The following is a 20,268-nucleotide window of genomic DNA, read 5'->3' on the forward strand; positions in this document are numbered from 1 at the left end:
CATGAGCGCCTATATCGCCCGCCGGCTCCTCCTGATGATCCCGACCCTGCTCGGGATCCTGTTCGTCTCCTTCGTCGTCGTGCAGTTCGCGCCGGGCGGCCCGGTCGAGCGCGTGATCGCGCAGCTCTCGGGCGCCGACACCGGCGGGACCTCGCGTATTTCCGGTGGCAGCGATTTTGCGCAGCGCGCGCCGGGGCAGGTCGGTGCCGGCGGCGATGCCGTCAACTCCAAATATCGCGGTGCGCAGGGCCTCGATCCTGATTTCATCAAGAAGCTGGAGGTGCAGTTCGGCTTCGACAAGCCGGCGCCGGAACGCTTCCTGCTGATGGTGTGGAACTTCGCCCGCTTCGATTTCGGCAAGAGCTATTTTCGCGACGTCAGCGTGCTCCAGCTCATCAAGGAAAAGCTGCCGGTCTCGATCTCGCTTGGCCTCTGGCTGACGCTTGTGACGTACCTGATCTCGATCCCGCTCGGCATTCGCAAGGCCGTGAACGACGGGGCGCGGTTCGACACCTGGACCTCGACGGTACTCGTGCTCGGCTATGCCATCCCCGGCTTCCTGTTCGCGATCCTGCTGATCATCCTGTTTGCCGGCGGCTCGTTCTTCAACTGGTTCCCGCTGCGTGGGCTGACCTCGGACGGCTGGTCGCAATTTCCCTGGTACTGGAAGATCGTCGATTATTTCTGGCACCTGACGCTGCCGCTGATCGCCATGGGGCTAGGTGCCTTCACCACCATGACGTTCCTGACCAAGAACTCGTTCCTGGACGAGATTCGCAAGCAATACGTCATGACTGCGCGTGCCAAGGGCTGCAGTGAGAGCCGGGTGCTCTACGGCCACGTCTTCCGCAACGCCATGCTGATCGTCATCGCAGGTTTTCCCGGAACATTCATCCACGCCTTCTTTTCCGGCTCGCTTCTGATCGAGACCATCTTCTCGCTGGACGGGCTCGGGCTGCTCAGCTTCGAGAGCGTGCTCAACCGCGACTATCCCGTGGTGTTCGGCACGCTCTACATCTTTTCGCTGGTCGGACTCGTGATCAACCTGATCTCCGACCTGACCTATATGTGGATCGACCCCCGGATCGATTTCGAGGCACGGGAGGTCTGATGACGATCACCGCGCCCACGCCGATCGAGACAACAGCGAAGTCGCCGCTCGGCGATGCAGTTCCGATCACGCGCAAGCCCTTCGTGCCTTCACCGCTCAACAGGCGGCGGTGGCAGAACTTCAAGGCCAACCGCCGCGGCTACTGGTCGTTCTGGATCTTCATCGGCCTGTTCGTGATCTCGCTGTTCGCCGAGTTGATCGCGAACGATCGGCCCTTCCTGATCAAGTTCGACGGGCGGCTGTATTGGCCGGCCTTCGTGACCTATTCGGAGACGACCTTCGGCGGCGATTTCGAGACGGCGGCCGACTACCGCGACCCGTACTTGCAGAAGCTGATCAAGGACAAGGGCGGCAGCATTGTCTGGCCGCTGATCCGCTACTCATACGATACCCACAATCTCGACCTGCCGACGCCGGCGCCGTCGCCGCCGACCTGGATGCTGACGGAGAAGCAGTGCAAGCCGGTGGTGGAGAAGAAGGGACTGAAGAGCTGCCGCGATCTCGAATACAATTGGCTCGGCACCGACGATCAGGGCCGCGACGTGGTGGCGCGGCTGATCTACGGCTTCCGCATCTCGGTGCTGTTCGGCCTTTGTCTCACCATCGTCTCGTCGGTCATCGGCATCGCGGCGGGCGCGGTGCAGGGCTATTTCGGCGGTAGGGTCGATTTGATCTTCCAGCGTTTCATCGAGATCTGGACCGCGATTCCGTCGCTCTATCTGCTCCTGATCCTGTCCTCGGTGCTCGTGCCCGGTTTCTTCGTGCTGCTCGGCATCTTGCTGCTGTTCTCCTGGGTCTCGCTGGTCGGCCTCGTGCGCGCCGAGTTCCTGCGCGGGCGCAATTTCGAATACATCCAGGCGGCGCGGGCGCTCGGCGTGTCCAACCCGGTCATCATGTTCCGTCACCTGCTGCCGAACGCGATGGTTGCGACCATGACGTTCCTGCCGTTCATCGTGTCGAGCTCGGTGATGACACTGACGGCGCTCGATTTCCTCGGCTTCGGCCTGCCGCCGGGTTCGCCTTCCCTTGGTGAGTTGCTGTCGCAGGCCAAGGCCAACGTGCAGGCGCCGTGGCTGGGTTTCTCCGGCTTCTTCTCGGTGGCGATCATGCTGTCGCTGTTGATCTTCATCGGCGAAGCCGTGCGCGACGCCTTCGACCCGCGCAAGACGTTCAGGTAAGGTCATGGACGCGATCAACCAGCCTCTGCTCAGCGTGCGCGATCTCTCGGTGGCCTTCCACCAGGGTGGCGCCACCACGCTCGCGGTCGACAAGGTCTCGTTCCAGATCAAGCGCGGCGAATGCGTGGCGCTGGTCGGCGAGTCCGGCTCCGGCAAGTCGGTCAGCGCGCTCTCGATCCTGAAGCTGCTGCCGTATCCGAACGCCTCCCATCCCTCGGGGAGCATCCGCTTCAAGGGCCAGGAGTTGATCGACCAGTCCGAGCAGCAGATGCGGGAGATCAGGGGCAGCGACATCTCCATCATCTTCCAGGAGCCGATGACCTCGCTCAATCCGCTGCACACGATCGAGGCGCAGATCGGCGAGATCATCCAGCTGCACAATCCGACCAGCAACGCGCAGGCGCGCAAGCGGACGCTGGAGCTGCTGACCCAGGTCGGCATTCCCGATCCGGAGACGCGGCTGAACAGCTATCCGCACCAGCTCTCCGGCGGCCAGCGTCAGCGCGTGATGATCGCGATGGCGCTCGCCAACGAGCCGGACCTTCTGATCGCGGACGAGCCGACCACGGCGCTCGACGTCACCGTGCAGGCGCAGATCCTGGCACTGCTCGCCGAGATCCGCGCGCGGCTCGGCATGAGCCTGTTGTTCATCACCCACGATCTCGGCATCGTGCGCCGGATCGCCGACACGGTCTGCGTCATGAAGGGCGGCGTGATCGTCGAGCAGGGGCCGGTCGAGCAGGTCTTCAAGACCCCGAAACATCCCTATACGCGTGACCTGCTCGCGGCGGAGCCCAAGCCCGATCCGGCGCCGCCGCAGCCGAATGCGCCGGTGGTGATGTCGGCCAATGATCTCAAGGTCTGGTTCCCGATCAAGCGCGGCCTGATGCGCAAGACGGTCGGCCACATCAAGGCGGTCGATGGCGTCAGTGTCGCCGTACGCAAGGGCGAGACGCTTGGGGTGGTCGGCGAATCCGGCTCGGGAAAGACCACGCTGGGGCTGGCACTGCTGCGGCTGATCTCCTCGAACGGGCGCATCGTGTTCTTAGGGAACGACATCCAGGGCCTGCGCTTCAAGGAGATGCGTCCCTTCCGGCGCGACATGCAGATCGTGTTTCAGGATCCGTTCGGCTCGCTCTCACCGCGCATGTCGGTCGCCGACATCATCGCCGAAGGCCTCTCCGTGCATCAGCCGAAGCTCTCGCGCGAGGAACGCGAGGCGCGCGTCGTCAAGGCGCTCGAGGATGTCGGGCTCAATCCGGAGACGCGCTTCCGCTATCCGCACGAATTCTCCGGCGGTCAGCGGCAGCGCATCTCGATCGCGCGCGCGATCGTGCTGGAGCCGGATTTCGTCGTGCTGGACGAGCCGACCAGCGCGCTCGACATGCTGTTCCAGGCGCAGATGGTCGATCTGTTGCGCGAGCTCCAGCGCAAGCGCGAGCTCACTTACATGTTCATCTCGCACGATTTGCGCGTCGTCGCCTCGCTCGCCAGCCACCTCATCGTGATGCGCGGCGGCAAGGTGGTCGAGGAAGGTCAGGCGGCCGAGCTGTTCAGGAATCCGAAGACGGACTACACCCGCGCGCTGTTCGCGGCCGCGTTCCGGCTGGAGGCAGCCGGGAACGGGGCGGTGGCGACGTAGCTCCGGTAGGATGGGTAGAGCGCAGCGAAACCCATCGTTCTAACGACGCGGCCTCAAAGCGATGGGTTTCGCTGCGCTCTACCCATCCTACGAAAGTGTCGCTAAATCCGCTTGATCGCGACGACCTCGCTGCCAGCCGCCTTGATCCGCGCGATGGCTGGCTCGATCGGCTCGATCACCGTTGCCATGTGATGCGCATTGGCGTGAACCATGGTGGCGGCATCGCGCACGATCGCGACATGACCTTTCCAGAAGATCAGATCGCCGCGCTGCAAGTGGGTTCGCTCATGCGGCTCCAGCGGGCGGCCGAGACCGGCGAGCTGCATGTCGCTGTCGCGCGGGCAGCCGATCCCGGCCGATGTCAGCGAGACCTGGACGAGGCCGGAGCAATCGATGCCAAAGCTGCTCTTGCCGCCCCAGAGATAGGGCGTGCCGACGAAGCGCTCGGCGACCGCGACGAAATCCGGTTCGCGATGATCGAGCGGGACCAGATGCGTTTTCGGAAGATATCTGCCGTCGTGCGTCACGGCGAAGCTGCCGTCCTCGCGCGCCACGGCGAGCTTCGATCCCATCACGAGCGTATCGGCCGGCGGCAGCTTGATCGAGGGGCCGGGGAACGCAAACGTCCGCAGCGCGCTGACCAAGTGAGTTGGGGCGGCCGACGGCCTTGCGAGTGCCGAATCCGGCAGCCAGCCGACATAGCCATCGCCATGGAGCTGGCCCCACGCCCAACCCTCGCCATTGCGGTCGTAGACCGTGACGCTTTCGCCGCGCAGGGCCTCCGTCATCAGCATCGCGTTCGAAGACGGCTGCTCGCGCACCGGCGCGATCGCTTCGACCACCTCGAATTCCTCGCCGGCGACATATCGATCCGCCTGCACCTTGCCTTCGAGATATTTTGCGGCGAGGTCGCCCCGCGCCGGCGTCAGTCGCGGGTCATGCATAGCGCTCGCTCAGCAGTGCGTAGATGGCGCGTGCGGCCTGGCACTCGCCGCCCTCGGGCCGCGCCGGCTTCGCCGACGGCGTCCAGCCAAAGATGTCGACATGCAGCCAGCTCTTGGTGTGCTCGACGAAGCGTTGCAGGAACAGGGCGCAGGTGATCGAGCCGGCAAAACCGCCGGACGGTGCATTGGTGATGGTGGCGGTCTTGGAGTCCAGCCAGGCATCGTAAGGCGGCCACAGCGGCATGCGCCACAACGGATCGTTCTCGTTCATCGCGCAGCGCGCGACGTCGGCAGCCAGTGTCTCATCATTGGTGTAGAAGGGCGGCAGATCCGGCCCGAGCGCGACGCGGGCCGCGCCGGTCAGCGTGCCGAGGTCGATCAGCAGATCGGGCTCCTCCTCGTCGGCCAGCGCCAGCGCGTCGGCGAGCACGAGGCGGCCTTCGGCGTCGGTGTTGCCGATCTCGACCGTGATCCCTTTACGGGAGGTGAAGATATCGAGCGGGCGGAAGGCATTGCCGGCGACGGCGTTCTCCACCGCAGGGATCAGCACGCGCAGCCGCACCTTCAGCTTCGCATCCATCACCATGCGCGCCAGCGCCAGCACGTTGGCGGCGCCGCCCATGTCCTTCTTCATGATCAGCATGCCGCTCGACGGCTTCAGGTCGAGGCCGCCGGTGTCGAAACAGACGCCCTTGCCGACCAGCGTCACCTTGGGATGGTCAGGATCGCCCCAGACGATGTCGATCAGCCGCGGCGCGCGGCTGGACGCCATGCCGACGGCGTGGATCAGCGGAAAGCTCTTTGCCAGCTCTTCGCCGATGGTGCAGGCAAAGCTCGCGTCGAACTCGGCGGCGAGCGCTTGCGCCGCTGCGGCGAGCTCATCCGGGCCCATGTCGTTGGACGGCGTGTTGATGAGGTCGCGCGCGAGCATCGCCGCACCGGCGATCCGCTCGATCTCGGTCGGATCGACGCCATCAGGCGGCACCAGCCGGACCTCGGGGCGCTCAGCCTTGCGGTAGCGCGCGAAGCGGTAGGTGCCGAGCGCGAAGGCGAGCGCCGCCAGCCGTGCATCGTGCGGTGCATTGGCAAAGCGATAAGTGCCCGGCGGCAAAAGGCCGGGCAGGGCGCCGGGCCGAAACAGGTCGCGCGATCTTGCACCCTCTTCCTCGAGCCCGAACAGCACCTGCGCAATGGTGCCGTCGGTCGCGGGCAGGGCAAGATAGCCGCCCGGCTTGGCGGCAAAGGCGCTGGCGCAAGCGAATTGGCGTTGCGCCGCCGGTAGCGTCTCGGCGACCTGATCCCAGCTCGACTTGGTGACGAAGGTGATCGGGGTGGCGGTGGATGACGTCTCGAAGACAGAAGGCATTGGCGGGTCCGGATCGTCAGTTCAGGCGAGTCATGCGACCGGACGAGACTTCGCAGAGTTTGGCCGCCGCTGCAATCGGCTTTGCCGCCACCGTTCGGCGAGCCGCTACTCGCCGCAAGGGGGGCATGGTAGGTTCCGGCAACGGTCGCCGGAATGAAATCGCGGGCGGTCGACGACGAAGCGCCGGGAGGAAATGCGATGGAATTCGTGTGGAGCGTGGTTACGTTCATCGGCCAGGCCGTCGAGGTGATCTTCGGTTATGTCGAGCACCACCATTGGATCTTCGCGTTCCTTGCCGGCGGTTACGTCTTTTATCTCCACGACCGCTCCGTCCACGCGCGCTTCGATGCGCTCGACAAGCGCGTCGACGAGATCCGCAAGCGGCTTGCCATCGAATATTGACCGGGCGAGACGAAACCGTCTCGAACAAATCTCGCATCTCACGCCGAGAGCTGCCGTTCGCAACGCCGCGGCCGTGGGGCTTTACTAGCGCTTTGGTTGTGGCATTATCAGCGAACATTTTAGATTGTGCCGCTCGCTCTGCGTGACCCCGAACGCAGACACGCAGCAGCACGCGGTCGGTGCCTGCCCAGGGTGGGTCGAATCGGTTCGTCGAAGCATTTTTTCTTATTGTTTGGGCGGCGCAGCATTGCAGATGAGCGGCGCAAAATGGATAGATCGTTCGTTGTTGCGCAGATTTCCGACCTGCATCTGGACGGGTCGGGCCGGTTGCTTCCGGCCATCGAGACGCTCAGGGCCGCGATTTGCGAGAAGATGGCGGATGTCGCGAATGTTCCCGATCGCATCCTGCTGATCACGGGCGATCTGGTGGACGACCCGACGCCGCGCGCGCTCGACGAGGCGCTCGCCGTCATCGCATCCTTTCGGCAGACCGGGCTGTTCACCGACATCCAGGCCGTGGCCGGCAATCACGACGTCAAGCGGCCGAGCCAGCGTGCGGGCCGTCATGACGCCTACGATTACCTGCACCTGCCGCGGATCGCGAAGAGTGTGTACTACCGCCAGGCGGGCCTCGACCTGATGCTGCTCGATTCCAATCGCGCAAGCCTGATGGCGCTCGCGAGCGGCAAGATCGACCAGAGCGCTTACAAGGCGACGGTGGCAGATTCCGCCCGGCTGAGCGCCGAGCTCGCGGGCAGCATCGGTTCTGCCGGGCGCGCCGACTATGCCGAGCCCGCGGACAACCTGGTCCGCGTGCTGGCCCTGCACCATCATCTGCTGCCCCAGGCGACCGGGGAAGGAAAGCGCTTTCTCGGCGTGCCCGACGAACCGCTGATGTATCTCGCCGCACCCGCGACCTTCCTCGAGGCCGCCACCTCGCTCAACGTCGATCTGGTTCTGCACGGTCATCGCCATGTCGAGGGGCTGACGCGCTATTCCATCCCCGATCCGCGTGCAACGTCGAGCGAGAGCGGTGAGGCGTTCTGGCGCACGATCTACGTGCTTTCCTGTCCGTCCTCGACCGGGCAAGCCGGCGACGATGCCGGCTTCAACCTCGTCCATTTCGGCCCCGCGTCCCATGCCGGCCGCACGGTGCACCGCTTCGCGATCACCCGCTATTCGAGGCTCCGCAACGATACGGCCTTCAGGCCGCTCGATTCCAACCTGCCGGGCGGCGTCATCAGGCTGCCGGCGGGGCGCGACTTTTCCCGTGATCCGGCCGTCCAGTCGGCGATCGAGGCCGCCTCATCCGGCGCGCTGAAAGGCGACCAAGTCGCGGCGATCGTCCGCCGGCTGTTCATGCGTGGCAGCTTTTACGATGAGGCGGAGCCGAACTGGGCGAGCGCGCTCTACACCTACGTCGTCTCGGCCCATGCCTGGGCGAAGCTCGAGCGCAAGGCTGCGAGATCCGGCCTCGGGTTCGACATCGACGTGCTCGCCGCGGTGACAACGCTGCTCGGCCGATTGATCGAGCAATCCGCCGGGGTGCTCGGCATCGATCGCGCTCAGCTCGATGAGCTCTATGCGAGAGGCCTGATCAACCGTCACGACTTCCTGCGCCAGGTGCCGCGGCTGCCTTGCGAGGGTGTCGACGTTCGGCGGCGGGCGCGGCAGAGGCTGCGATTGCTGCGGGACCTGGACCTGCAGGTGAAGGCGCTCGGCCTCGATCTCGGCCTCGGCGGGCAAGCGCCGCAACAACCGGTGGCGCGAGTGGAGCACGTCGGATAGCGCCGTTAACCGGCCGTTAGGGTTAACATTCTATTGCTGACGCGTTCGGCTCGATCGAGCAGCTCGAGAGTCAAAGCGTCATGCGTCAACGGATCAGGCTTACCCGGCTACTTGCTTCCACGTCGCTGGTCGCGACGGTGGCGATGGGCCTCGGCGGCTGCACGGCCATGTCGAAACTCTCCGAGGTGACGGGCTCGGTCGGCCCCCGGGCGGACGCGGCCTCTGCCGATCGCGCGCCCACCGATCCGGCGCGTGCGGTCGAAGCCTATGGCGAGCGCTACCGCGCCAATCCCCGGGATGCCGACGCCGCACTCGCCTATGGACAGGCCTTGCGCGCCAACGGCCAACGCGCCCAGGCCGCCGCCGTGCTCGAGCAGGCGACCATCGCCAACCCCGGCAACAAGGCGCTGCTTGCCCAGTACGGCCGCGCACTCGCCGACAACGGCAATTTCCAGCAGGCCTTCGACGTTCTGTCGAAGGCGCATTCGCCCGACAATCCGGACTGGCGCCTGCTCTCGGTGCAGGGCACCGCGCTGGACCAGATGGGCCGTCATGAGGAGGCGCGATCCTATTACGCGAGCGCGCTGAAGATCGCACCGGGTGATCCCGGCGTGCTCTCCAACCTCGGCCTGTCCTACATGCTGTCGAAAGAGCTGCCGAAGGCGGAAGAGGCGCTGCGGCAGGCCTATGCCTCGCCGCGTGCCGGCGCCCGGGTGCGGCAGAACCTCGGCTTGGTCATCGGTCTCCAGGGCCGCTTCGCGGAAGCGGAGACCATCGTCAAGGCGGACCTGCCGCCGGATCAGGCTGCGGCCAATGTCGCCTATCTCAAGGAAATGCTGAGCCGTAGCGACGCCCCGCGCGGCGCGCCGAAGCGGACGCCGGTCGCATCGCTGAGCCAGCCCGACTGATCATCTGACTTCCAGGCCTTAGGTGGCGGACCGTATGGTCCCAGCCCGGCTCACTGCATCTCGGTGACCTTGATGGCGGTAGGTCCGAGAATGACCACGAACAGCACCGGCAGGAAAAACAGGATCATCGGCACCGTGAGCTTCGGCGGCAGAGCGGCCGCCTTCTTCTCGGCCTCGTTCATGCGCATGTCGCGATTCTCCTGCGCCATGACGCGCAAGGAATGGCCGAGCGGGGTGCCGTAACGTTCCGCCTGCTGCAGCGCCAGACACACCGACTTGACGCCCTCGAGCCCGGTGCGCCGTGCCAGGTTCTCGTAGGCGACCTTGCGATCCTGCAAATAGGACAGCTCGGCCGTGGTCAGGGTGAACTCCTCCGACAGCGCGATCGACTGTCCCACGATTTCGGTCGCAACTTTCCGGAATGCCATCTCGACCGACATGCCGGATTCGATGCAGATCAGGAGCAGGTCGAGCGCGTCGGGAAACGCACGCTTGATCGAGAGCTGGCGCTTGGAGATCGCGTTCCTGAGGAACAGCATCGGCGCCTGGAGGCCGAGATAGGCTGCGCCGACGCAGATGCCGATCTTGATCGGCAGCGCCTGTTGCATGTTTCCGATCACGAACACGTAGAGGGCCGAGCCGATCAAGAACACGATCGGGGCGACCATGCGGGCAAACAGGAAGGTGATATAGGGCGCCTGGCCGCGGTAACCTGCCATGATGAGCTTGTCCCGCGCAGCTTCCTGCGCGAGCCATTTCGTCAGGTTGAAGTCCTCGACCACCTTGGAGACGAGTTGTTTCGGTGTCTGGCGCAGCGAAACCTTCTCGTTCTTATTGAGACGCTCACGCTCGCGCTGCCGGATGCGCTCGCGCTCGCTCGCCACCGCCTTCATGCGCTTGGAGAGGCCCTCGCCGGCGAACAACGGCATCACCAGCGTATAGACGGTGGCGCTCGCGGCGATGGCCGCGAGCAGCATGGTCATGAAACGGACGTCGTGCAGTTTCGAGACGAGGAATTCGATCATACGACACCGTCAGAAATCGAAGTTGATCATCTTCTTCATCACCAGGATGCCGATCGACATCCAAACGACGCAGCCGACCAGCATCAGCTGGCCGGTGGGATGAGTCCAAAGCACCGAGATGTATTGCGGCGTCGTGAGATAGACCAGGAACATCACGATCGGCGGCAGCGAGCCGATGATGCCGGCCGAGGCCTTGGCTTCCATCGACATCGCCTGGATCTTTTCCTTCATCTTCTTGCGGTCGCGCAGCACCTTGGAGAGGTTGCCGAGCGCTTCGGAGAGGTTGCCGCCCGACTTCTGCTGGATCGACACTACGATGCCGAAGAAATTGGCTTCCGGCAGCGGCATGCGCTCGTACAGCCGCGCGCAGGCCTCGCCCAGCGGCATGCCGATCGCCTGCGTCTCGATGATGGCCAGAAACTCGCTGCGCAGCGGCTCGGGCGCATCGGCAGCCACGACCTTGATCGATTCGAACAAGGGCAGGCCTGCCTTGATGCCGCGGACGATCACGTCGACCGCATCGGGCAATGCAGCCAGGAACTTGGCTTCGCGGCGCTTCTTCAAAAAGCCGAGTGCCCAGCGCGGCAGGCCGAAGCCGCCGGCAAAGGCAAGACCGGCGGCGCCGATCAGGCCGCCGCCCGCGAACAGCGCGGCCGCGAAGAATACGCCCGCCACGACGGCGGACACGATCCAGAATTTCTGCGGCGTCCAGTCGAGCCCGGCCTGCGACAGGCGGACGCTGAGCGGAGCGCTCTTCTCCTGGGCGCGCCGCGCCTCGAGATCCTTGAGCGTGGACTCGACCTGCTCGCGGCGCGAGCGCTGGGTCTTCTCCGCCTGCCGGGCCGTGGGCGCTTCGGCGCGCGCGACCGAGGCGCGGCGGCTTTCCGCCTTTCGCTCCCCGGACAGCAGCGGATAGAGAAAGACCCAGGCGATGCCACCGACCGCTGCGGTGGCGAGGAAGGCGAGGGCGAGGACCTGGATGTTCATGGCGCTGCTGACCTGCTCACGTCTTCGGCGCGACTTCCGCCGCGTCGAGCGCCGCAGCGAGGCGCTTCTCTTCGCCGTAATAGCGGGCGCGTTCCCAGAACTTCGGGCGGCCGATGCCGGTCGAGCGGTGCCGGCCGATGATCTTGCCGTTGGCGTCCTCGCCGACCATGTCGTAGAGGAAGATGTCCTGGGTGATGATGGTGTCGCCTTCCATGCCCATCACCTCGGTGATGTGGGTGATGCGGCGGGAACCGTCGCGCAGGCGCGCGGCCTGGATGATGACGTCGATCGAGGCGCAGATCATCTCGCGGATGGTCCGCGAGGGCAGCGAGAAGCCGCCCATCGTGATCATGGATTCGCAGCGCGACAGCGCCTCGCGCGGGTTGTTGGCGTGCAGCGTGCCCATCGAGCCGTCGTGGCCGGTGTTCATGGCCTGCAGCAGGTCGAAGGCTTCGGGGCCGCGGACCTCGCCGACGATGATGCGTTCGGGGCGCATACGCAGGCAGTTGCGCACCAGTTCGCGCATCGTGACCTGGCCCTCGCCCTCGATGTTGGGCGGGCGGGTTTCCAGCCGCACCACGTGGGGCTGCTGCAGCTGGAGCTCGGCGGCGTCCTCGCAGGTGATGACGCGCTCGTCGTGCTCGATGTAGTTGGTGAGGCAGTTGAGCAGGGTGGTCTTGCCCGAGCCGGTACCGCCGGAAATCAGCACGTTGCAGCGGACGCGGCCGATGATCTGGAGGATCTCGGCGCCTTCCGGCGTGATCGCGCCGAACTTGACGAGCTGATCCAGCGTCAGCTTGTCCTTCTTGAATTTGCGGATGGTGAGCGCGGGGCCGTCGATCGACAGCGGCGGCACGATGGCGTTGACGCGGGAGCCGTCGGCGAGGCGTGCGTCGCAGATCGGCGAGGATTCGTCGACGCGCCGGCCGACCTGGCTGACGATGCGCTGGCAGATGTTGAGAAGCTGCTGGTTGTCGCGGAAGCGGATGCCGGTGCGCTGGATCTTGCCGCCGACCTCGATGTAGACGGTGTTGGCGCCATTGACCATGATGTCGGCGATGTCGTCGCGCGACAGCAATGGTTCGAGCGGGCCGTAGCCGAGGACGTCGTTGCAGATGTCGTCGAGCAGCTCCTCCTGCTCGGCGATCGACATCACGATGTTCTTGATCGCGATGATCTCGTTGACGATGTCGCGGATTTCCTCGCGCGCGGACTCCGAATCGAGCTTGGCGAGCTGGGCGAGGTCGATGGCCTCGATCAGCGCGCCGAAGATGGTCGCCTTGACCTCGTAATAATTGTCCGAACGCCGGCTCTCCATGGCTGGAGGCGGCGGGGCCTTGGCGGGCGCAAGCGGTGGCGAGGCGACGGCCGGCGGAGACGGGGCGCGCGACACCGTCGGCGCCTGAGCCGGGGCAGGCTCGAGCGACACGGCGCCGGGCTTGGGCGCCCGAAAGTCGGTGTCTGTTCCGCTACGCTTACCGAACACTTAACAACTCCATGCGGCGGCTTATCTTCCCCGCAACTTCTCAATCAGAGGTGAAAGCAGGGACGACTTCTGCTTCTTGGTCTCGCTGCGGCCGGTCAGGCGCTGGGCGATCTGCAGGAACATCTCGATCGACTTGTGGTTGGCGGAGATCTCCGCGATCATCTGGCCGTTGTTGGCCGCCGAGCCGAAGATCTGCGGCTCGAACGGGATCGAGACGACCGGCTGGCTCTCGATCGCCTTGGCGAACTCGGTGGCGGCGATTTCGGGTCGTTTCGGCACGCCGACCTGGTTCAGGCAGTAGAGCGGCGGCCGGTCGTTGGGACGGGCGGCCTTCAACAGGTCGAACAGGTTCTTGGTATTGCGCAGATTGGCAAGGTCCGGGGCGGCCACGATCAGGATGTCGTCCGCTCCGATCAAGGCGCGCTTGGTCCAGCCCGACCATTGATGCGGAATGTCGAGCACGATGCAGGGCATGGTGGAGCGCAGCGTGTCGAACACGGCGTCGAAAGCGTCGGTGCCGAAATCATAGACCCGGTCGAGCGTCGCAGGCGCCGCCAGCAGGCTGAGATGGTCGGTGCACTTCGACAGCAGGCGGTCGATGAAGGCGGTATCGACGCGGTCGGGCGAGAACACGGCGTCGGCGATGCCCTGCGGCGGATCCTGGTTGTAGTCGAGGCCAGCGGTGCCGAAGGCGAGATCGAGATCGGCGACGACGGCATCCATTGCGAGGTCGCGCGCGATCGCCCAGGCGACGTTGTGGGAGATGGTCGAAGCTCCGACCCCGCCCTTGGCGCCGACCACGGCGATGATGCGGCCGACCGCCTTGGCTTCCGGGGCCGAGAACAGGTTGCAGATCGAGCGTACGACGTCGATTGCGCCGACCGGCGCGAGCACGTAATCGCTGACGCCGCGGCGCACGAGCTCGCGGTAGAGCGTGACGTCGTTGATGCGGCCGATCACGACCACGCGGGTGCCGGCATCGCAGACGGTGGCGAGCTGGTCGAGCCCGCCCAGCAGGTCGTTGCGGCCGTCGCTCTCGAGCACGATCACGTTCGGCGTGGGGGCCGAGCGGTAGGCTTCGATCGCGGCCGCCATGCCGCCCATCTGGATCTTCAGGTGAGCCTTGCCGAGACGGCGATCCTCGCCGGCCGACTGTACCGCGGCGGCCGTCTCCACGGTTTCGCAGAAGGCCTGGACCGAGACGCGCGGCGCGGGCGCAATATGCTCCTCGACCGGCGGAGGAGCTGCTGCCGGCTGCTCTTCGTGTGTCTGGCGCGCGTAACTGATCATTTGCCTGTGTCGCTGAGTTTGGCCTTGTCGGCTTCGGGATAGGCGACTGAAGTCGGCACTCCCTTGCGATACTTCTCGAAGGCGGCAGTGCGCCGTATCGTGTAGGAAGGTGTCTCGGGCCGCGGCTGCTCGAGGTCCGATGGATTGTCGACCATGGCCGCGAGGTTGCGCTGATAGGCGCAGCCGTAATTGTAATAATCCTTGTTCTCGAACCAGCTCTTGTTCTTCATCGAAGGACCGATGTCGTCCGGCCAGAGGCCGCAGGGGCCCGCAACCGCGGCGATCTTGGAATAAGTGAGCCGGATCGGCGGCAGGAACCGCTTGTCCTCGGGCTGGTAGGGACGAATGTTGACGCCGCGCGGCGGAACGCCTGCCCCTGCCAGCATGGCCTGGATCTCGCGCATCGTATCCGCGACCGGACGCGCGTTGGGCGTGCCGGACGGCACGTCGATGCGAATGGCGCCGGTACCTTCGTGCAACCATGCCGATGCGACGCCCATCACGTCCGCGCGTTGGGCGGCGGTCAACCCGCCGCGGGCATGACCGACGAAGACCACGATCGAGCGGTTCTGCTCCTCGATCGCGATTGGATGGCGCTGCTTGTAGTCGTCGGGAATAGAGGCGGTAACGACCTCGTTGTGCTGGCAGCCGCCGAGCGCGAGCGTCAGGCCGACGAGCGCGCCACCGAGGCGGACGGCGCGTTTGCGAAGCTGGGGTGGTCTTATGATCATCGTGAAGTCCCCGTTCCGCCTCAGTCGGTGATGAAGCCGTAGGTGCCGCGGTAGTTCTTGGCCGGTTCGGTCCGTCCGGGCACGCCGTAGAGCCGGTTGATGTTGCCGATCAGCTGAGCCTGCGGATCGGCAGGCGGGGCGAAGCCGTCATCCGGCCGCGACAGGTCCTTCGGCGCCACGGCGCGGACGACGTAGGGCGTCACGATCACGACCAGCTCGGTCGCGTTGTTGACGAAGTCGCGGCTGCGGAACAGCGTGCCCAGGATCGGCAGCTGCATCAGCCCCGGCAATCCGCTGATCGCCTGCTTGGTCTGCTGCTGGATCAGGCCGGCCATCGCCATCGCGCCGCCGGAGGGAATTTCCAGCGAGGTCTCGGCGCGGCGGGTCCTGATCGAGGGGACCGTCAGCGAGTTCACCGTGTTCGAGGTCACCGCCTGCGACAGCGTGATCGCATTCTCGTTCGACAGCTCCGAGACCTCGGTCATCACCCGCAGGCTGATCTTGCCCTCGCTCAGCACGACGGGGGTGAAGTTCAGCGAGATGCCGAACTTCTTGAAGCTGATCTGGGTGGTACAGACATGCGTGGTGGGATCGCAGGCATAGCCTGCCGGAACCGGGAATTCACCGCCGGCGATGAAGGTCGCCGATTCACCGGAGATCGCGGTCAAATTCGGTTCGGCCAGCGTGCGGATCACGCCGGCGGTTTCCATCGCGCGCAGCGTGGCCTGCACCGACGGGGCGGCGCCGAACTTCGTGGTCAGGTTGTTGCCGTCCACGAGATTCTTGCCGAGCGCCGTGAACGGGTTCGAATTGGTGAAGCTCACCACCGACGTGCCGTAGTTGAGGTTGGCGGAGAGGTCGATGCCGAGCTGCTTGACGATGTTGCGCTGGACCTCGGCCACCGTCACCTTGAGCATGATCTGGTCGCGGCCGCGCACCACGATCGAGTTCACCACCTTGTCGGCGCCGCCGGCCAGGCGTGCGGCGAGATCGTTGGCCTGCTGTGCTTCCAGCGGATTGGCAGCCGTGCCGGTCAGAACGATGCCTTCGCCGAGGCCGTCGATCTGGATGTCCGAATTGGGCAGGACCTGCTTCAGCGCGGCCCGCACGCCGTTGAGGTCGCGCTTCACCGCGATGTCATAGGCCGCAATCTGCTGCCCGGCGGAATCGAAGAAAACGATGTTGGTCTGGCCGACCGCGGCGCCGATGATATAGGCGCGCTGCGCGGAGCGGACCACCGCGTTGGCGATCTTGGGATCGGCGACCAGCACGTCCTTGATGTCGCGCGGCAGGTCGATCACGATGGACTTGCCGACGCCGAGCGAGAGGAAACGCGCATTGATCTGGCCGTCCGCCGCGGCTGGCGCCACGGGACGGTAATCGGCTGCGACCGCAGGGGCGATCGCCGGGTTGAGCACCAGCGCGAGCGCGGCCGAAAACGACAGGGCGCGGACCAGTGAGGTCCGCATCGTCGCCGAATTCGCCCTGCATTTGATGTCGACTGTCTTCATCGTGCCTTAGCCGTCTGACTTGGAATGCCGTAGCGAATGATCGAGACACCCTCCCGCTTCTGCGCGGAGTCATCGAGCGTGATCTCGCTCATCTTGACGTCGACGATGCTGCGCAGCGCAAGCGACAGCGTGCCGCTCTGCCGCGCCGCGGAGAGCGTTGCGGTCTGCGCCGGGTTGAGCTCGAGGGTGACGGTCTTGCCGATCACCGCGTTCTGCCCGTCCTTCTCCTTGGGCGCCTGGTCGATGGCGAGGACGCGGATGTTGGCCAGGATAATCTCGGAGGTGACGACGTCGGGAGCGCCGCTGCTCTGGTCCGGGTTCTTGAGCCGGCGCGTGAGCAGAACGTCGACGCGGTCGTTGGGCAGGATGAAGCCGCCTGCGCCGGTCTCCGGCGAGATCTCGGTCGAGATCGCCCGCATGCCGGTGGGGAGGATTGCCGCCATGAAGCCGGAGCCTTCGGCCTTGACCAGTTTCTGGTCGCGGATCGGCTCACCCTGAATGAAGGGGGCGCGCGCGATCGAGCCGGTCACCTGGGTCGCGCCATCGGGGCGCTCGTTGCGGCGGATGAAGGTGGCGCTGGCGGTTGCGGTCGGCCAGGTCTGCCATTGCACGTCTTCGGGCTTCACGGTCTGGCCGAGGCCGATGTCGTTCTTGGCCACGAGGACGTCGACGGTCGGCAGCTGCGCGACCGGAGCTGGAGGCGGCGCAGAATTGTTGGTGCTGCTCGCCAGGTACGCGGCGACGCCGCCGGCGCTGATGGCGACCGTCAGGACGACAATGCGTGCCCTATTCATACGCTTCAACTTTCCAACAATACGCCGCGACGCTGCCGCCGCCGTGATCGGCAGTTGACCAGCTATTCGTCAAAGCATGGTTAATGAGGCGTATCTAAATCGCCTTAACGCCGGGTTTACCCGGGGCGTTCAGCGCAGTGCGAGGTGAGCGAGGTCGATCGCCTTCACCCATTCGGTCTCCGGGTAGACCATCAGCGCGCTCAGCGCGAGCGCGATGCCGTAGGGAATGCCGCTCTCCTTGGCGTGCAGCCGTGCGAGCCAGGCCTGTCCTGCCAGCCCGTAAGGCAGCGGCCACTGCCGGAACTGGAGCAGGAGCAGCGTCAGCGCGCCGCCGAAAAGCGAGGCGTAGAGCAGGAAGTTCATCAGATGTGGGAAGCCGAACCAGAGCGCGACCGAGGCAGCGACCTTGGCGTCGCCGCCGCCCACCCAGCCCATGGCGAAGCAGGTGAAGGCCACGACTAGGAGAAGCGCTCCGGCGCCGACATGACTGAGCATCTCGTAAGGTGCCATGCCACCGGCGAGAGCGAGCACGAAGAAGCCCGCCACCAGCGCCAGCGACACGCGGTTCGAGATCGTCATCGTGAAGAGATCGCTCGCGGCGGCAAATGCCATCAGTGCCGGGAAGAGCAGAAGGCGCGCAAGGTCGAGGATCATGGGCTGCGTCTTGAGGCCTGGGTTTGCCGTGGGAGCTGGCGTCGGGCGATGCTAGCGCGCGATGCTAAACAAACCGACAACGGCGGCACGGGCCGCGGGCCCTCGGCCGGCGAACGCGCCTTCACCAGAAGCTGGCAATGCGTGCGGCGAGCGCGACCGTCGCAACCAGCAGCGCAAGACAGATCCAATAGACCGGCGAGCCGGCTTGCGCCGCTTCCGCCTCGCGCGCCGCGACCGCGGCATCGGTTCTTACCTTGTGCGACGCCACTGGAACTCGCCGTCTTCAGAAAAACAAACGCCCCGGAGGTCCGGGGCTTTTGCCGTCGTTCGTCGACCCGCTTACTTGAGCGAGGTGCTGATCGAGGTGAACTTGGCGTTCAGCGTGGTGCCGAGATTGTTGACGACGGTGATGATGGCCAGCGCGATGCCGGCGGCGATCAGGCCGTATTCGATGGCGGTGGCGCCGGATTCATCCTTCGCGAAACGCGCAATCAAGTTCTTCATGAACAAAACTCCGTCTGGGTGGGGATCGCCTCGTTCGGCGCTGTCGTTGACGTGACGACCATGAGAGCCGAGCTCTTTCGGGAGAGTTAATTCGATCGGGTAAACCCAGCTCCGGCGCGATGCTTTTGCCCAAAGTGAATTTCGCCTTAAGACGGCCCCTGCAAATTGGTTCCGGTTTCGGATGCGCCGCCAACGCGGCGGCTGCTTCATCCTCCCTTAAATTTCGCGGAGTAGGCCTAGGCAACAGCGCAATTCGCGGAGAGAGGCGACGATGTCGAGCCTGCCCATGCAAGTCGCCTTGATGCTCGGCGAGACCATCGTGAAGGTGATCCCGGTCACCTTCGTGCTCGCGGCGGTGTTCACCGTGCTGGAGCATTTCTGGGCCTGCAATCCCGGCGCGCCGTGGTGGCGCAAGCGGGAGATCGTCACCGACATCTGCTACTGGTTCTTCGTCCCGGTGTTCGCCCGCACCATGCGGATTGGACTTCTGGTCGTCGGCGCCGGCGTCGTCTTCAACATCCACGACGCCGACGAGCTCATCGCCTTCTACGACAATGGCCACGGTCCGCTGGCGCAGCTGCCGCTGTGGCTGCAGGCCCTGCTGTTCCTGGTGCTGTCGGATTTCATGCTGTACTGGCTGCACCGACTATTCCACGACGGCGGCTTCTGGAAATATCACGCCGTCCATCATTCGTCGGAGGAGATCGGCTGGATCTCCGCGGCCCGCTTCCATCCGGTCAATCTCTTGCTCGGGACGATCAGCGTCGACGTCGTGCTGCTGATGGCAGGCATCTCCCCGAACGTCATGGTCTGGGTCGGCCCGTTCACCACCTTCCATTCGGCCTTCGTGCACGCCAACCTGAACTGGACCTTCGGACCGTTCAAATACGTGCTGGCGACGCCGGTCTTCCACCGTTGGCACCACACCTCGCTCGAAGAGGGCGGCGACACCAATTTCGCCGGAACGTTCCCGATCTGGGACGTGCTGTTCGACACCTTCCGCATGCCGGAGGGCAGGCTGCCGCAGGACTACGGCAAGGACGAAGCGAGCATGCCCAAGGAGATCGGGGGCCAGCTCGCCTATCCGTTCCGGCGTTAGGGGTCGGGCCCCGCAAATGTCCATCCGTTCAAACAATACCCGGCGAGTTTGCGGAACGTTCACGAATTAAAGGCAGGTTAGCCGGGTCGGGCACCGGCTCCGCTGTATTCGATCGCTTCTGCCGGTTTGTGGACGTCCCGGGGGTAAGAGTATGCGTAAAGAAATGCTGCGCCGTCATGTGCGTGTCTGTCTTCTGGTTGCCACTACGGTGCTGGCGTCGCCGGCCGCTGGCCTCGCCGATCCCGTCGCCGATACCATCGCGGTCAATGTCGACCAGGCCAAGCTGGTGCGGCTGCCCGGCAAGGTGGCGACCATCGTGGTCGGCAATCCCCTGATCGCCGACGTCACGCTCCAGCCCGGCGGCATGATCGTCGTGACCGGAAAGGGCTACGGGGCCACCAACTTCATAGCGCTCGACCGCGGCGGCGAGATTCTGGTGGACCGCCAGATCCAGGTCGAAGGTCCGAGCGACCGGCTCGTCACCGTCTATCGCGGCATCGAGCGCGAGTCCTACAGCTGCGTACCGCTTTGCCAGCGCCGCGTGACGCTCGGCGACAGCGACACCTACTTCAACAACACGATGAACCAGGCCGGTTCGCTGAGCAGCAGCGCCAGCGGCGGTGCCGGCGCGGCCGCCAAGCCAAACTAGCCGAGCGGCGGGCCTGCATCCCGCAGGCTGGTCGCCGCTTCGCCGGCGGCTTCTGTTTTCGCGCCGTGCTTACGCGCGCTTCCGGACGCACCTGGTTAACGCATTCTTAACGGCGCGGTCCGCCGGCTGCGGATCGTCTGAAACATTTAGACAATCAGTTTCCGCTATTGAACGGGCAGATGACCGCCGGTTGCTGGGG

General features: G+C 65.2%; 20 protein-coding genes. 8 read left to right on the forward strand and 12 right to left on the reverse strand.

What is annotated here, in order from left to right:
• The first annotated feature begins 1 nt into the window (after window position 1).
• From N2604_RS08425 to N2604_RS08435, 3 genes are read left to right on the forward strand one after another with little or no spacing between them, the layout of a single operon-like run.
• Entirely contained in the window at window positions 2-1,111 is a 1,110-nt protein-coding gene (locus N2604_RS08425) for a microcin C ABC transporter permease YejB (RefSeq protein WP_260374293.1), read from the forward strand.
• On the forward strand, window positions 1,111-2,289 hold the full coding sequence (locus N2604_RS08430; protein ID WP_260374294.1) for an ABC transporter permease: 1,179 nt from the start codon (window positions 1,111-1,113) through the stop codon (window positions 2,287-2,289). The genes N2604_RS08425 and N2604_RS08430 overlap by 1 nt, the downstream gene beginning before the upstream one ends.
• 4 nt (window positions 2,290-2,293) lie before the next feature.
• Window positions 2,294-3,931: an ABC transporter ATP-binding protein gene (locus tag N2604_RS08435; RefSeq protein ID WP_260374295.1), complete on the forward strand. Its 1,638-nt coding sequence runs from the start codon at window positions 2,294-2,296 to the stop codon at window positions 3,929-3,931.
• Between the two features lie 101 nt (window positions 3,932-4,032).
• Here the strand turns inward: N2604_RS08435 and N2604_RS08440 are convergent, their stop codons facing one another.
• The gene (locus N2604_RS08440) at window positions 4,033-4,875 is read right to left on the reverse strand and encodes a C40 family peptidase (RefSeq protein ID WP_260374296.1); all 843 of its coding nucleotides are present in this window, start codon (window positions 4,873-4,875) and stop codon (window positions 4,033-4,035) included.
• Window positions 4,868-6,241 (reverse strand): M17 family metallopeptidase, encoded by a 1,374-nt coding sequence (locus N2604_RS08445; protein ID WP_260374297.1) that lies wholly within the window; start codon window positions 6,239-6,241, stop codon window positions 4,868-4,870. Before N2604_RS08445 ends, N2604_RS08440 begins: the two co-directional genes overlap by 8 nt.
• 198 nt (window positions 6,242-6,439) lie before the next feature.
• Here N2604_RS08445 and N2604_RS08450 point away from each other — a divergent pair, with 198 nt between their 5' ends.
• From N2604_RS08450 to N2604_RS08460, 3 genes are all read left to right on the forward strand, one after another.
• Complete coding sequence (locus N2604_RS08450) at window positions 6,440-6,643, forward strand: hypothetical protein (protein WP_211402802.1); 204 nt, start codon at window positions 6,440-6,442, stop codon at window positions 6,641-6,643.
• Window positions 6,644-6,910: 267 nt separating this feature from the next.
• On the forward strand, window positions 6,911-8,431 hold the full coding sequence (locus N2604_RS08455; RefSeq protein ID WP_260374298.1) for a metallophosphoesterase: 1,521 nt from the start codon (window positions 6,911-6,913) through the stop codon (window positions 8,429-8,431).
• Between the two features lie 80 nt (window positions 8,432-8,511).
• On the forward strand, window positions 8,512-9,339 hold the full coding sequence (locus tag N2604_RS08460; RefSeq protein WP_260374299.1) for a tetratricopeptide repeat protein: 828 nt from the start codon (window positions 8,512-8,514) through the stop codon (window positions 9,337-9,339).
• 50 nt (window positions 9,340-9,389) lie between these two features.
• On the opposite strand, the gene N2604_RS08465 is transcribed toward N2604_RS08460, so the two are convergent.
• The 10 genes from N2604_RS08465 to N2604_RS08510 all read right to left on the reverse strand — a co-directional run bounded on the left by N2604_RS08465 (window position 9,390) and on the right by N2604_RS08510 (window position 18,321).
• Complete coding sequence (locus N2604_RS08465; RefSeq protein ID WP_260374300.1) at window positions 9,390-10,364, reverse strand: type II secretion system F family protein; 975 nt, start codon at window positions 10,362-10,364, stop codon at window positions 9,390-9,392.
• Between the two features lie 9 nt (window positions 10,365-10,373).
• Window positions 10,374-11,351, reverse strand: a complete 978-nt coding sequence (locus N2604_RS08470; protein ID WP_260374301.1) for a type II secretion system F family protein — start codon at window positions 11,349-11,351, stop codon at window positions 10,374-10,376.
• 16 nt (window positions 11,352-11,367) lie between these two features.
• Window positions 11,368-12,837: a CpaF family protein gene (locus N2604_RS08475; protein ID WP_260374302.1), complete on the reverse strand. Its 1,470-nt coding sequence runs from the start codon at window positions 12,835-12,837 to the stop codon at window positions 11,368-11,370.
• Between the two features lie 21 nt (window positions 12,838-12,858).
• Window positions 12,859-14,127 (reverse strand): AAA family ATPase, encoded by a 1,269-nt coding sequence (locus tag N2604_RS08480; protein ID WP_260374303.1) that lies wholly within the window; start codon window positions 14,125-14,127, stop codon window positions 12,859-12,861.
• Window positions 14,124-14,858, reverse strand: a complete 735-nt coding sequence (locus N2604_RS08485) for a CpaD family pilus assembly protein (protein ID WP_260374304.1) — start codon at window positions 14,856-14,858, stop codon at window positions 14,124-14,126. The genes N2604_RS08480 and N2604_RS08485 overlap by 4 nt, the downstream gene beginning before the upstream one ends.
• 20 nt (window positions 14,859-14,878) lie before the next feature.
• Window positions 14,879-16,369: a type II and III secretion system protein family protein gene (locus N2604_RS08490; RefSeq protein ID WP_260374305.1), complete on the reverse strand. Its 1,491-nt coding sequence runs from the start codon at window positions 16,367-16,369 to the stop codon at window positions 14,879-14,881.
• Complete coding sequence (gene cpaB / locus N2604_RS08495; protein WP_260374306.1) at window positions 16,366-17,163, reverse strand: Flp pilus assembly protein CpaB; 798 nt, start codon at window positions 17,161-17,163, stop codon at window positions 16,366-16,368. Before cpaB ends, N2604_RS08490 begins: the two co-directional genes overlap by 4 nt.
• Before the next feature lie 129 nt (window positions 17,164-17,292).
• On the reverse strand, window positions 17,293-17,817 hold the full coding sequence (locus N2604_RS08500) for a prepilin peptidase (protein WP_212254166.1): 525 nt from the start codon (window positions 17,815-17,817) through the stop codon (window positions 17,293-17,295).
• A gap of 121 nt (window positions 17,818-17,938) precedes the next feature.
• Window positions 17,939-18,085 (reverse strand): hypothetical protein, encoded by a 147-nt coding sequence (locus N2604_RS08505; RefSeq protein ID WP_260374307.1) that lies wholly within the window; start codon window positions 18,083-18,085, stop codon window positions 17,939-17,941.
• A 71-nt stretch (window positions 18,086-18,156) separates the two neighbouring features.
• Window positions 18,157-18,321 (reverse strand): Flp family type IVb pilin, encoded by a 165-nt coding sequence (locus N2604_RS08510; RefSeq protein ID WP_106941836.1) that lies wholly within the window; start codon window positions 18,319-18,321, stop codon window positions 18,157-18,159.
• 271 nt (window positions 18,322-18,592) lie between these two features.
• On the opposite strand from N2604_RS08510, the gene N2604_RS08515 reads away from it, so the two are divergent.
• The gene (locus N2604_RS08515; RefSeq protein WP_260374308.1) at window positions 18,593-19,420 is read left to right on the forward strand and encodes a sterol desaturase family protein; all 828 of its coding nucleotides are present in this window, start codon (window positions 18,593-18,595) and stop codon (window positions 19,418-19,420) included.
• Between the two features lie 151 nt (window positions 19,421-19,571).
• A complete protein-coding gene (locus N2604_RS08520) occupies window positions 19,572-20,069 on the forward strand; it encodes a pilus assembly protein N-terminal domain-containing protein (RefSeq protein ID WP_260374309.1) in 498 nt (165 codons plus the stop codon).
• The last annotated feature ends 199 nt before the right edge of the window (window positions 20,070-20,268 follow it).

The sequence above is a fragment of the Bradyrhizobium sp. CB1015 genome (assembly GCF_025200925.1).
Lineage (GTDB): Bacteria > Pseudomonadota > Alphaproteobacteria > Rhizobiales > Xanthobacteraceae > Bradyrhizobium.